Source organism: Pseudomonas asiatica (genome assembly GCF_040214835.1).
Lineage (GTDB): Bacteria > Pseudomonadota > Gammaproteobacteria > Pseudomonadales > Pseudomonadaceae > Aquipseudomonas > Aquipseudomonas putida_Z.
The window spans coordinates 4,225,249-4,237,423 of record NZ_CP157874.1 but is presented as its reverse complement, the minus strand read 5'-3'; the positions used below and the strand labels follow the sequence as shown (position 1 = coordinate 4,237,423).

Here is a 12,175-nt window from a genome sequence, read left to right as displayed (position 1 = left end):
TCAGTGCTTACTTGCGGCCTTCAGCCGTCTCCGCCACCTTGTCGGTGCGTGCGCACATGATGAAGTCATTGCGGTGCAGGCCTTTGATCGAGTGGCTCCACCAGGTCACGGTGACCTTGCCCCACTCGGTCAGCAGGCCCGGGTGGTGGCCTTCGGCCTCGGCGATCTCGCCCACGGCATTGGTGAACGCCAGGGCGTGCTTGAAGTTCTTGAACAGGAACACGCGTTCCAGCTCCATGTGGCCGTCACGTACTTCGATGTTCCAGTCCGGGATTTCGCGAATCAGCTCGGCCAGCTCTTCGTCGGTGACCTTTGGTGCGTCGGCGCGGCAGGCTTCGCAATGGGCTTGGTTCAAGGCATTCATGTGGTGTTTTCCGGTTCGAGTTGTTATCGGCAAGGTCGCTCAGGCAGCGACCTTGGGTGGAAACTTCGGTGCGTGCAGGCCCAGCTGCATGGCTTTGTGAACCATGCCCATGATGTCTTCGTGGGCCAGGTCGAACAGACGCTTCATGTTCGGTAGCACGAAATACAACGGCTGCAGGATGTCGATGCGGTACGGTGTGCGCATGGCCTCGATCGGGTCGAAGGCCTGGTGCTCGGGCTCGCCAGACAGACTGTAGACGGTCTCCTTTGGCGACGAGAGGATGCCGCCGCCATAGATCTTGCGGCCCTGCGCGGTTTCCATCAGGCCGAACTCGATAGTCATCCAGTACAGGCGCGCCAGGTACACACGTTGTTCCTTGGTCGCGGCCAGGCCGAGCTTGCCGTAGGTATGGGTGAATTCGGCGAACCAGGGGTTGGTCAGCAGCGGGCAGTGGCCGAAGATCTCGTGGAAGATATCGGGCTCTTGCAGGTAGTCCAGCTCTTCCGGGGTGCGGATGAAGGTGGCGACCGGGAAGCGCTTGCTGGCCAGCAGTTCGAAGAAGGTCTGGAAGGGGATCAGCGCCGGGACCCGGGCAACCTGCCAACCGGTGGTGGCGCCCAGCACCTTGTTGATCTCGCCCAGTTGCGGAATACGGTCATGGGGCAGCTTGAGCTGGTCGATGCCGTCCAGGTATTCCTGGCACGCGCGGCCTTCGATCACTTTCAGCTGACGGGTGATCAGGGTGTTCCATACCGCATGCTCTTGCTGCGGGTAATCGATAAAACCATGCGCATCGGGCTCGCGTGCCACGTATTGCGTCTGTTTCATGTGGCTCTCCTGGTGAGGGCTTTTCTTGTTATGTGCAGGACATGCCTAAGGAATATCCCTTCACTGGCCACTTTGCACGGGGTGGGCCAGTGGGCGGGACCGGCATTCGGCGATGTTTTCGTAACGATAATTTTACAAAAAGGCGCAGGTGTCGGAAAATCCGAGGCATCTGGCTGAAGCTTCGGCTGTTTTTGTCAGCTTATCTTTACGACTTTTCCGCGCGGTGTTGAAAAACATTGGCGCTTCGAGAGCCCTCATGCGTATCAAAGTGCATTGCCAGAACCGTATTGGCATCCTGCGCGACATCCTCAACCTGCTGGTGGAGTACGGCATCAACGTGCTGCGCGGCGAGGTGGGCGGTGACCATGGCAACGCCATCTACCTGCATTGCCCGAACCTGATCAATCTGCAGTTCCAGGCGCTGCGGCCGAAGTTCGAGGCGATTGCCGGGGTATTCGGTGTCAAGCGCGTGGGGCTGATGCCCAGCGAGCGCCGACACATGGAGCTGAATGCGTTGCTGGGTGCGCTGGATTTTCCGGTACTGTCGATCGACATGGGCGGCAGCATCGTCGCCGCCAACCGTGCCGCTGCGCAGCTGCTGGGGGTGCGGGTGGACGAGGTGCCGGGCATGCCGCTGGCGCGCTATGTGGAGGACTTCGACCTGCCAGAGCTGGTGCGCGCCAACAAGTCGCGCATCAACGGCTTGCGCATCAAGGTCAAGGGCGATGTGTTCCTGGCCGATATCGCGCCGCTGCAGTCCGAGCACGACGACAGCGAGGCGCTGGCCGGCGCGGTGCTGACCCTGCACCGCGCCGACCGAATCGGTGAGCGCATCTATAACGTGCGCAAGCAGGAGCTGCGCGGTTTCGACAGTATCTTCCAGAGCTCGCGGGTGATGGCTGCGGTGGTGCGCGAGGCGCGGCGCATGGCGCCGCTGGACGCGCCTTTGCTGATCGAGGGCGAGACCGGCACCGGCAAGGAGTTGCTGGCGCGTGCCTGCCACCTGGCAAGCCCGCGCGGCCAGTCGCCGTTGATGGCGCTCAACTGCGCCGGGTTGCCCGAGTCGATGGCCGAGACCGAGCTGTTCGGCTACGGCCCCGGGGCATTCGAAGGGGCGCGGGCCGAGGGCAAGCTGGGGCTGCTGGAGCTGACCGCCGGTGGCACGCTGTTTCTCGACGGGGTAGGGGAGATGAGCCCGCGCTTGCAGGTGAAGCTGCTGCGTTTTCTGCAAGATGGCTGCTTCCGCCGCGTAGGCAGCGATGAAGAGGTGTACCTGGATGTGCGAGTGATCTGCGCGACCCAGGTGGATTTGTCCGAATTGTGTGCCCGTGGCGAGTTTCGTCAGGACCTGTATCACCGGCTCAATGTGTTGTCGCTGCACATTCCGCCTTTGCGCGAATGCATGGATGGCCTGGAAGGGCTGGTGCAGCACTTTCTCGACCAGGCCAGCCGACAGATCGGCTGCGCCATGCCGCGCCTGGCGCCGGCGGCGATGGACAAACTTGGCCAGTATCATTGGCCAGGTAATGTAAGGCAGTTGGAAAACGTGTTGTTCCAGGCGGTTTCGTTATGCGAAGGCGGCGTGGTCAAAAGTGAACATATACGTTTGCCGGATTACGGCGTGCGCCAACCGCTGGGTGAGTTTTCGCTGGACGGGGATCTTTCGCAGATTGTCGGGCGCTTTGAAAAAGCGGTGCTGGAAAGTTTGATGGGGGAATTCCCGAGTAGTCGGGCTTTAGGTAAAAGACTGGGTGTTTCGCATACGACTATTGCCAACAAGTTGAGGGATTATTCACTTGGCAAGTCTGCAGATTAATCAGGATTTATAAGAGGCGGGACTGCTGCGCAGTCCTTTCGCGACACAAGGCCGCTCCTACAAAGGCCTGCGTACGCCTATCAATGTAGGAGCGGCCTTGTGTCGCGAATGGGGCCCGCAGGGCCCCCAATTCACAAGGTATCAGCCGTTCGAGCAGCCGTTCCCCATCACGCGGTATTCGAGAATGTGCTTCTGGCCCTTGGAGTCCTCGTAGGTCATGCGGGCTGGCACGACTTCGCACACATTGGGCACTTCGCTCATGGAAATGACGCGGGCAATGTCCAGGTGCTGTGAGTAACTGTACTGTTCAACCGGAATCTGCTCGGCATCTTTAGCTTCGCCGGCCATCGCCGCGCCGCAAAGACTGCCAAGTACCAATACCAGTAAAGCTTTCATTTTCAATTTACCTGTCTAAGGTCGTGAGGGGGCACGCGGCGCTTATGGCGCCGCGAGTATTGCTAGTTTTAACTATCAGGTTTGGAGGGGGATTAACGCTTGCCTTCGTGGGGGCTGTTACCAGTTGTTAATCGCCTTGCCGTTGCTGGCGAGGTGAATTTTATGGCTGGGGCCAAGGCCGAAACAGTGGGTCTTTTGATAAAGTGTTTTGACAGAATCTGTAACAATCCTCTGGTAAACCGCGCCCGTAATTTCTCGCCTGGGCTGTAAGGTGCGTGCCAGAGCGCTTTGTCAGAACGGGCGTACCAAATTACTACCAACGTCGAATGGCTTTTGTCGCTCTGGTACAGTTACAAACGGTTCCATACAAAAACAACTATTACACCGAGGTAACACAGATGAGTGCGGCTCCACTGTATCCCGTTCGTCCCGAGGTTGCGGCCACCACCCTGACCGACGAGGCCACCTACAAGGCCATGTACCAGCAATCGGTGATCAACCCGGACGGCTTCTGGCGCGAGCAGGCCCAGCGCATCGACTGGATCAAGCCGTTCACCAAGGTCAAGCAGACCTCCTTCGACGACCATCACGTCGATATCAAATGGTTCGCCGACGGCACTCTGAACGTTTCCTCCAACTGCCTGGACCGCCACCTCGAAGAGCGCGGTGACCAGTTGGCCATCATCTGGGAAGGCGACGACCCTTCCGAACACCGCAACATCACCTATCGCGAACTGCACGAGCAGGTCTGCAAGTTCGCCAACGCCCTGCGTGGCCAGGATGTGCACCGGGGTGACGTGGTCACCATCTATATGCCGATGATCCCCGAGGCCGTGGTCGCCATGCTGGCCTGTGCCCGTATCGGTGCGATCCATTCGGTGGTGTTCGGCGGCTTCTCGCCCGAGGCGCTGGCCGGTCGTATCATCGACTGCAAGTCCAAGGTCGTGATTACCGCCGACGAAGGCGTGCGCGGTGGCCGGCGTACCCCGCTCAAGGCCAACGTCGACCTGGCGCTGACCAACCCTGAAACCAACAGCGTGCAGAAGATCATCGTGTGCAAGCGCACCGGTGGCGACATTGCCTGGCACCAGCACCGCGACATCTGGTACGAAGACCTGATGAAAGTCGCCTCCAGCCATTGCGCGCCGAAAGAGATGGGTGCCGAGGAAGCGCTGTTCATCCTTTATACCTCCGGCTCCACCGGCAAGCCGAAGGGCGTGCTGCACACCACCGGTGGCTACCTGGTGTACGCGGCGCTCACCCATGAGCGCGTGTTCGACTATCGCCCGGGCGAGGTGTACTGGTGCACCGCCGACGTGGGTTGGGTCACCGGCCACAGCTACATCGTTTACGGCCCGCTGGCCAACGGCGCTACTACCTTGCTGTTCGAAGGCGTGCCGAACTACCCCGACATCACGCGCGTGTCGAAGATCGTCGACAAGCACAAGGTCAACATCCTGTACACCGCACCAACCGCCATCCGCGCGATGATGGCTGAAGGGCAGGCTGCAGTCGAAGGTGCCGATGGCTCCAGCCTGCGCCTGCTGGGCTCGGTGGGTGAGCCGATCAACCCCGAAGCCTGGAACTGGTACTACAAGACCGTGGGCAAGGAGCGTTGCCCGATCGTCGACACCTGGTGGCAGACCGAGACCGGCGGCATCCTGATCAGCCCGCTGCCGGGCGCTACCGGCCTCAAGCCGGGCTCGGCAACCCGCCCATTCTTCGGCGTGGTGCCGGCGCTGGTGGACAACCTGGGCAACCTGATCGAGGGTGCTGCCGAAGGCAACCTGGTGATCCTCGATTCCTGGCCGGGCCAGTCGCGTTCGCTGTACGGCGATCACGACCGTTTCGTCGATACCTACTTCAAGACCTTCCGTGGCATGTACTTCACCGGTGACGGTGCGCGCCGCGACGAGGATGGCTACTACTGGATCACCGGTCGCGTGGATGACGTGCTGAACGTGTCCGGTCACCGCATGGGTACTGCCGAGATCGAAAGTGCCATGGTGGCGCATGCGAAAGTGGCCGAGGCCGCGGTGGTGGGTGTGCCGCACGACATCAAGGGGCAGGGCATCTATGTGTATGTCACCCTCAATGCCGGTATCGAGGCCAGCGAGCAGTTGCGCCTGGAGCTGAAGAACTGGGTGCGCAAGGAAATCGGCCCGATCGCCTCGCCGGATGTGATCCAGTGGGCGCCGGGGCTGCCGAAGACCCGGTCGGGCAAGATCATGCGCCGCATCCTGCGCAAGATTGCCACGGGTGAGTACGATGCCCTGGGCGATATCTCGACCCTGGCCGACCCGGGTGTGGTGCAGCACCTGATCGATACCCACAAGGCCATGAGCCTGGCTTCGGCCTGATAGTGGGGCTGGACGCGATCCGTTGTAGGAGCGGCCTTGCGTCGCGATGGGTCGCGAAGCGGCCCCAGGATTTCGGCTTCACAGCCTGAATTGCCGGGGTCGCTTTGCGACCCATCGCGACACAAGGCCGCTCCTACAGGGGCGTGTGCCGCCAACAAAACCCCGTCCGGGCAACCGGCGGGGTTTTTTGCTTTACTGTTACCCGACATTCATCGGTAACTGTTCTGTCACCGACGCCGCACAATATCGGGGCGCCAGGAAACAAATCCGGCCTGTTTCAGTGCGTTTTCGCAGCCTTTTTTGCGACACGGCACGCTGCACTTGCCGTAATACAAGGCTTTGCCAATAATAGGCCCGGGAATTGCTAGTACTATAGGTTCTATTTCTTGCGCTCTTGCATATTTTGCAATGGCTGTCAACATCGCCCGCTGCCGTTTCAAGCGCTTCTGTAAGTAGTTGTCGCTTTGAAGAAATATCGACTACCGGGCTGTCGTTAAAATGCCAATCACTCGCTCGTGGTCTGCGACCTTGGTCGAACCCTGCGCGGCTCGCGTTGTACCCATTCGCATATCGGGCAGCCGTTACCTGCCTTGTATTGCTCCGTACCGATGGAGTTACCTGATGAAGAAGCTCGCACTGCTTGGCGCCCTGGCGCTGTCCGTGTTTTCCCTGGTGTCGCAGGCCGATGAAAAACCGCTGAAAATCGGCATCGAAGCCGCCTACCCACCCTTCGCTTTCAAGCAGCCAGACGGCAGCATTGCCGGTTTTGACTACGACATCGGCAATGCCCTGTGCGAAGAGATGAAAGCCAAGTGCACCTGGGTCGAGCAGGAGTTCGACGGCCTGATCCCGGCGCTGAAAGTGCGCAAGATCGACGCCATCCTGTCGTCCATGTCGATCACCGAAGACCGCAAGAAATCGGTCGACTTCACCAAGCGCTACTACCTGACCCCGGCGCGCCTGGTGATGAAGGAAGGTACCGCCGTCAGCGACAGCCTGGATGAGCTCAAGGGCAAGAAGATTGGTGTGCAGCGCGGTTCGATCCACGACCGCTTCGCCAAGGAAGTACTGGGCGCCAAAGGTGCCACCGTGGTTCCTTACGGCACCCAGAACGAAATCTACCTGGACGTGGCAGCTGGCCGCCTCGATGGCACCGTGGCTGACGCCACCCTGCTGGAAGACGGCTTCCTCAAGACCGACGCCGGCAAGGGCTTCGCCTTCGTAGGCCCGTCCTTCACCGACGCCAAGTACTTCGGTGACGGCATCGGTATTGCCGTGCGCAAGGGTGACAAGGCCAACGTCGACCGCATCAACGCTGCCATCGACGCCATCCGTGCCAACGGCAAGTACAAAGAAATCGAGAAGAAGTACTTCAACTTCGACATCTACGGTCCAGACTCGAACTAAGACGTCGGGTTTCACCTGTGCAATGGTGCAAACAGCAGAGGCTCTGAGGTTTGCACCATTTTTCATTCTCTAGGTCGAGGACCTCATCATGTTGAAAGGCTACGGGGCAGTCATCCTCGACGGGGCGTGGCTGACGCTTCAGCTCGCCCTGTCGTCGATGGCCCTGGCCATCGTGCTCGGCCTGATCGGTGTGGCGCTGCGCTTGTCGCCGGTGCGCTGGCTGGCCTGGCTGGGCGATCTGTATTCCACGGTGATTCGTGGTATTCCGGACCTGGTCCTGATCCTGCTGATCTTCTACGGCGGGCAGGACATCATCAACCGCGTTGCGCCGCTGCTCGGTTATGAAGACTACATCGACCTGAATCCGCTGATCGCGGGTATCGGTACCCTGGGCTTCATCTTTGGTGCCTACCTGTCGGAAACCTTCCGCGGTGCGTTCCTCGGTATTCCGAAAGGCCAGGCCGAAGCGGGCGTGGCGTATGGCATGAGCAACCGCCAGGTGTTCTTCCGCATCCAGGTGCCGCAAATGATTCGCCTGGCGATCCCGGGCTTCACCAACAACTGGCTGGTGCTGACCAAGGCCACCGCGCTGATTTCGGTAGTGGGCCTGCAGGACATGATGTTCAAGGCCAAGCAGGCGGCCGACGCCACCCGCGAGCCTTTCACCTTCTTCCTGGCGGTGGCGGCCCTGTACCTGGTGCTGACCAGCATCTCGCTGCTGGCCCTGAAGTATCTCGAGCGCCGCTACTCGGTTGGCGTCAAGGTGGCTGAACTATGATCTTCGACTACAACGTCGTCTGGGAGGCACTGCCGATGTACTTCGGCGGCCTGCTGACCACCCTCAAGCTGCTGGCGATTTCGCTGTTCTTCGGGCTGCTGGCGGCCATTCCGCTGGGCCTGATGCGGGTGTCCAAGCAGCCAGCGGTCAATCTCGTGGCGTGGCTGTACACCTACGTGATCCGCGGCACGCCGATGCTGGTGCAGCTGTTCCTGATCTACTACGGCCTGGCGCAGTTCGAGGCGGTGCGCGAAAGCTTCCTGTGGCCGCTGCTGTCCAGCGCTACCTTCTGCGCCTGCCTGGCGTTCGGCATCAACACCAGTGCCTACACCGCCGAAATCATCGCCGGCAGCCTCAAGGCCACGCCCCACGGCGAAATCGAGGCGGCCAAGGCCATGGGCATGTCGCGCATGAAGATGTACCGGCGCATCCTGCTGCCGTCGGCCCTGCGCCGGGCGCTGCCGCAGTACAGCAACGAAGTGATCATGATGCTGCAGACCACCAGCCTGGCGTCGATCGTCACCCTGATCGACATCACTGGCGCTGCGCGCACGGTCAATGCCCAGTACTACCTGCCTTTCGAGGCCTATATCACGGCGGGCGTGTTCTACCTGTGCCTGACCTTCATCCTGGTGCGCCTGTTCAAGATGGCCGAACGCCGCTGGCTCGGCTACCTGGCGCCGCGCAAGCACTGACCGCTTTGTGAGAATCGACAGCATGTACAAACTCGAAGTCCAAGACCTGCACAAGCGCTACGGCAGCCATGAAGTGCTCAAGGGCGTGTCCCTGTCGGCCAAGGCAGGCGATGTCATCAGCATCATCGGCTCCAGCGGTTCGGGCAAGTCGACCTTCCTGCGCTGCATCAACCTGCTGGAGCAGCCGCACGCCGGCAAGATCCTGCTCAACAACGAAGAGTTGAAGCTGGTACCGGGCAAGGACGGCGCGCTCAAGGCCGCCGACCCGCGTCAGCTGCAGCGCATGCGCTCGCGCCTGTCGATGGTTTTCCAGCACTTCAACCTGTGGTCGCACATGACCGCGCTGGAAAACATCATCGAAGCGCCGGTGCACGTGCTGGGCGTGAACCGCAAGGAAGCCCTGGAAAAGGCCGAGCACTATCTGGCCAAGGTAGGTGTCGCTCATCGCAAGGACGCCTTCCCGGGGCACATGTCCGGCGGTGAGCAGCAGCGTGTGGCAATTGCCCGGGCGCTGGCCATGGAGCCGGAGGTCATGCTGTTCGACGAGCCGACCTCGGCGCTGGACCCGGAACTGGTGGGCGATGTGCTCAAGGTGATGCAGGCGCTGGCCCAGGAAGGCCGCACCATGGTGGTGGTGACCCACGAAATGGGCTTTGCCCGTGAGGTGTCCAACCAGCTGGTGTTCCTGCACAAGGGCCTGGTGGAAGAAACCGGCTGCCCGCGTGAAGTGCTGGCCAACCCGCAGTCGGAGCGCCTGAAGCAGTTCCTCTCCGGCAGCCTGAAGTAAAAACTGCAATTTTGCACCAGAATAGGGCATGCTGCGCGGCGAGCGCAGCCTGACCCGGCGCACAGACTCGAACGACCTCAGGTTTCGGACCGCACCCTATGACCACCCAGCGAATCGGTTTTCTCATCTGGCCCAGCACCCGGCCCTTGACCCTGGCGCTGGCCGAGGAAGTGTTGCAGGTGGCGCAGCGGGTGCACCCGGAGGTGGTCTACGAGCTGGTCTTCCTGCAGGCGGAGCCGGCGCAAGAGGGTAGCTGGCGCCTGCCGGGCGAGCCGTGGAACGGCCGCCTTGAGGGGTGCCACAAGCTGTTCCTGTTGGCTGACGAGCAGCCGCCGGCAGTGGGGGCTGCGTTGTCGGCGGCGCTCAAGCAACTGGCGCGCAGTGGCTGCATGATCGGCGGCCTGTCGGCCGGGGTCTACCCCCTGGCGATGCTGGGCCTGCTCGACGGTTACCGGGCTGCGGTGCACTGGCGCTGGCAGGATGATTTTGCCGAGCGCTTCCCCAAGGTCATCGCCACCAGCCACCTGTTCGACTGGGACCGCGATCGCCTGACCGCTTGTGGCGGCATGGCCGTGACCGACCTGCTGCTGGCGGTGCTGGCCCGTGACCACGGGGCGGAGCTGGCCGGGGCAGTGTCGGAGGAGCTGGTGGTCGAGCGCATCCGCGAGGGTGGCGAGCGCCAGCGCATTCCGCTGCAGAACCGCCTGGGCTCCAGCCACCCCAAGCTGACCCAGGCGGTGCTGCTGATGGAGGCCAACATCGAAGAGCCGCTGACCACCGACGAAATTGCCCAGCACGTGTGCGTTTCGCGCCGGCAGCTGGAGCGTATCTTCAAGCAGTACCTGAATCGCGTGCCGAGCCAGTACTACCTGGAGCTGCGGCTGAACAAGGCGCGGCAGATGCTGATGCAGACCAGCAAGTCGATCATCCAGATCGGGCTGTCCTGCGGCTTCTCCTCGGGGCCGCATTTTTCCAGTGCCTACCGCAACTTCTTTGGCGCAACGCCGCGGGAAGACCGCAATCAGAGGCGTAGCAGCAGCCCGTTCGAACTGAGCTCGGCGCCTGCCGAAAAAGGCTGACATTTCCTTACCCTGTGCCGGCCCTTTCGCGGCTGAAGCCGCTCCCACAGGGGTCGCACAACGTTCGAATCTTGCACAGGTTCTGTGGGAGCGGGTTCACCCGCGAAGAGGCCGGTGCGGGCAGCGCCCTTTCTCCCGCAGGTCTGTGCGATGTTTGAAGCCTGTGCGGTCCAGGTGGGAGCGGGCGTGCCCGCGAATCGGCCGGTACAGGCAACCACGCTTCTATATGTGTACACCCGTTCACCCAGCCCCCTCTCTCCCGTACACTGCGCGATTGCGACAGTGTTTGTCGCATTGCCGAAAGCCTTGTCAAAACTGGGTTTTGCGCTGTAACAAGTTGTCGCTTGGCCGCAAGGACAGGCGCGGATCAGTCCTTACAATCCCCCCATCGCTCGCCACTTCCAGGCCAGCGTTCCTCTTCAGGAGACTCAGATGTCCGTTGAGCAAGCCCCGGTGCAACGTGCCGATTTCGACCAGGTCATGGTCCCCAACTATTCTCCGGCGGCCTTCATTCCTGTGCGAGGCGAGGGTTCCCGCGTCTGGGACCAGTCGGGTCGCGAATTGATCGACTTTGCCGGTGGCATCGCGGTCAACGCCCTGGGCCACTGCCACCCGGCACTGGTCAAGGCCCTGACCGAGCAAGCCAACACCCTCTGGCACGTATCCAACGTGTTCACCAACGAGCCGGCCCTGCGCCTGGCCCACAAGCTGGTGGACGCCACCTTTGCCGACCGTGCGTTCTTCTGCAACTCCGGCGCCGAGTCCAACGAGGCCGCCTTCAAGCTGGCCCGTCGCGTTGCCCACGACCGCTTCGGCCCGGAAAAGCACGAAATCATCGCCACCGTGAACAGCTTCCACGGCCGTACCCTGTTCACCGTAAGCGTCGGTGGCCAGCCGAAATACTCCGATGGCTTCGGCCCGAAGATCACCGGCATCAGCCATGTGCCGTACAACGACCTGGAAGCGCTGAAAGCACAGATTTCCGACAAGACCTGCGCCGTGGTGATCGAGCCGATCCAGGGCGAGAGCGGCGTGGTGCCGGCCGACAAGGCCTACCTGGAAGGCGCGCGCAAACTGTGTGACGAACACAACGCCCTGCTGATCTTCGACGAAGTGCAGACCGGCGTTGGCCGTACCGGTTCGCTGTATGCCTACCAGCACTACGGCGTTACCCCGGACATCCTGACCAGCGCCAAGAGCCTGGGCGGCGGTTTCCCGATCGGTGCCATGCTGACCACCACCGAGCTGGCCAAGCACCTGGCCGTCGGCACCCACGGCACCACCTATGGCGGCAACCCGCTGGGCTGCGCCGTCGCCTGCGCGGTGCTGGATGTGGTCAACACCCCGGAAACCCTGGCCGGCATCAAGGCCAAGCATGAGCGCTTCAAGGTCCGCCTGGAGCAGATCGGCCAGAAGTACAACCTGTTCAGCCAGGTGCGTGGCGTTGGCCTGCTGCTGGGCTGTGTGTTGACCGAGGCCTGGAAAGGCAAGGCCAAGGACGTGCTCAACGCCGCCGAGAAAGAAGGCGTGATGGTGCTGCAGGCCGGCCCGGACGTGGTCCGCTTCGCGCCAAGCCTGGTAGTTGAAGACGCCGACATCGACGAAGGTCTGGACCGCTTCGAGCGCGCCGTGGCCACCCTGACCAAGGGCTGATCCGCCTGCGGT

11 protein-coding genes are annotated in these 12,175 nt (G+C 61.7%); 8 read left to right on the top strand and 3 right to left on the bottom strand.

Features of this window, described 5'->3' with window-relative positions:
- Positions 1 to 7 precede the first annotated feature (7 nt).
- Positions 8 to 364: a 4a-hydroxytetrahydrobiopterin dehydratase gene (locus tag ABNP31_RS18980; protein ID WP_003254532.1), complete on the bottom strand. Its 357-nt coding sequence runs from the start codon at positions 362 to 364 to the stop codon at positions 8 to 10.
- 39 nt (positions 365 to 403) lie between these two features.
- Positions 404 to 1,192: a phenylalanine 4-monooxygenase gene (gene phhA, locus ABNP31_RS18975; protein ID WP_003260109.1), complete on the bottom strand. Its 789-nt coding sequence runs from the start codon at positions 1,190 to 1,192 to the stop codon at positions 404 to 406.
- A 256-nt stretch (positions 1,193 to 1,448) separates the two neighbouring features.
- Between phhA and ABNP31_RS18970 the strand changes: the two genes are divergently transcribed.
- A complete protein-coding gene (locus ABNP31_RS18970) occupies positions 1,449 to 3,008 on the top strand; it encodes a sigma-54-dependent phenylalanine hydroxylase transcriptional regulator PhhR (RefSeq protein WP_025340129.1) in 1,560 nt (519 codons plus the stop codon).
- 141 nt (positions 3,009 to 3,149) lie between these two features.
- On the opposite strand, the gene ABNP31_RS18965 is transcribed toward ABNP31_RS18970, so the two are convergent.
- Positions 3,150 to 3,404, bottom strand: coding sequence for a DUF2790 domain-containing protein (locus tag ABNP31_RS18965; protein ID WP_003260110.1), 255 nt, complete (start codon positions 3,402 to 3,404; stop codon positions 3,150 to 3,152).
- A gap of 398 nt (positions 3,405 to 3,802) precedes the next feature.
- Between ABNP31_RS18965 and acs the strand changes: the two genes are divergently transcribed.
- The 7 genes from acs (at position 3,803) to ABNP31_RS18930 (ending at position 12,163) form a co-directional block, all read left to right on the top strand.
- Positions 3,803 to 5,764: an acetate--CoA ligase gene (gene acs / locus ABNP31_RS18960; RefSeq protein ID WP_015271271.1), complete on the top strand. Its 1,962-nt coding sequence runs from the start codon at positions 3,803 to 3,805 to the stop codon at positions 5,762 to 5,764.
- Positions 5,765 to 6,385: 621 nt separating this feature from the next.
- Positions 6,386 to 7,171 carry an ABC transporter substrate-binding protein gene (locus tag ABNP31_RS18955; protein ID WP_075045965.1) on the top strand — a complete coding sequence of 262 codons (786 nt, stop codon included), beginning with the start codon at positions 6,386 to 6,388 and terminating at the stop codon, positions 7,169 to 7,171.
- 88 nt (positions 7,172 to 7,259) lie between these two features.
- Positions 7,260 to 7,949: an ABC transporter permease gene (locus ABNP31_RS18950; protein WP_003260113.1), complete on the top strand. Its 690-nt coding sequence runs from the start codon at positions 7,260 to 7,262 to the stop codon at positions 7,947 to 7,949.
- A complete protein-coding gene (locus ABNP31_RS18945; protein ID WP_003260115.1) occupies positions 7,946 to 8,644 on the top strand; it encodes an ABC transporter permease in 699 nt (232 codons plus the stop codon). Before ABNP31_RS18950 ends, ABNP31_RS18945 begins: the two co-directional genes overlap by 4 nt.
- Before the next feature lie 22 nt (positions 8,645 to 8,666).
- Positions 8,667 to 9,431 (top strand): ABC transporter ATP-binding protein, encoded by a 765-nt coding sequence (locus ABNP31_RS18940; protein WP_025340127.1) that lies wholly within the window; start codon positions 8,667 to 8,669, stop codon positions 9,429 to 9,431.
- A gap of 98 nt (positions 9,432 to 9,529) precedes the next feature.
- Complete coding sequence (gene argR / locus ABNP31_RS18935) at positions 9,530 to 10,510, top strand: transcriptional regulator ArgR (protein WP_085663961.1); 981 nt, start codon at positions 9,530 to 9,532, stop codon at positions 10,508 to 10,510.
- A gap of 432 nt (positions 10,511 to 10,942) precedes the next feature.
- On the top strand, positions 10,943 to 12,163 hold the full coding sequence (locus tag ABNP31_RS18930) for an aspartate aminotransferase family protein (protein WP_013973653.1): 1,221 nt from the start codon (positions 10,943 to 10,945) through the stop codon (positions 12,161 to 12,163).
- Positions 12,164 to 12,175 lie beyond the last annotated feature (12 nt).

Excerpts from the sequence above, each read along its gene's own strand:
- ABNP31_RS18980 (WP_003254532.1), bottom strand. The coding sequence starts at position 364 with ATGAATGCCTTGAACCAAGCCCATTGCGAAGCCTGCCGCGCCGACGCA.
- phhA (WP_003260109.1), bottom strand. The coding sequence starts at position 1,192 with ATGAAACAGACGCAATACGTGGCACGCGAGCCCGATGCGCATGGTTTT.
- ABNP31_RS18970 (WP_025340129.1), top strand. The coding sequence starts at position 1,449 with ATGCGTATCAAAGTGCATTGCCAGAACCGTATTGGCATCCTGCGCGAC.
- ABNP31_RS18965 (WP_003260110.1), bottom strand. The coding sequence starts at position 3,404 with ATGAAAGCTTTACTGGTATTGGTACTTGGCAGTCTTTGCGGCGCGGCG.
- acs (WP_015271271.1), top strand. The coding sequence starts at position 3,803 with ATGAGTGCGGCTCCACTGTATCCCGTTCGTCCCGAGGTTGCGGCCACC.
- ABNP31_RS18955 (WP_075045965.1), top strand. The coding sequence starts at position 6,386 with ATGAAGAAGCTCGCACTGCTTGGCGCCCTGGCGCTGTCCGTGTTTTCC.
- ABNP31_RS18950 (WP_003260113.1), top strand. The coding sequence starts at position 7,260 with ATGTTGAAAGGCTACGGGGCAGTCATCCTCGACGGGGCGTGGCTGACG.
- ABNP31_RS18945 (WP_003260115.1), top strand. The coding sequence starts at position 7,946 with ATGATCTTCGACTACAACGTCGTCTGGGAGGCACTGCCGATGTACTTC.
- ABNP31_RS18940 (WP_025340127.1), top strand. The coding sequence starts at position 8,667 with ATGTACAAACTCGAAGTCCAAGACCTGCACAAGCGCTACGGCAGCCAT.
- argR (WP_085663961.1), top strand. The coding sequence starts at position 9,530 with ATGACCACCCAGCGAATCGGTTTTCTCATCTGGCCCAGCACCCGGCCC.
- ABNP31_RS18930 (WP_013973653.1), top strand. The coding sequence starts at position 10,943 with ATGTCCGTTGAGCAAGCCCCGGTGCAACGTGCCGATTTCGACCAGGTC.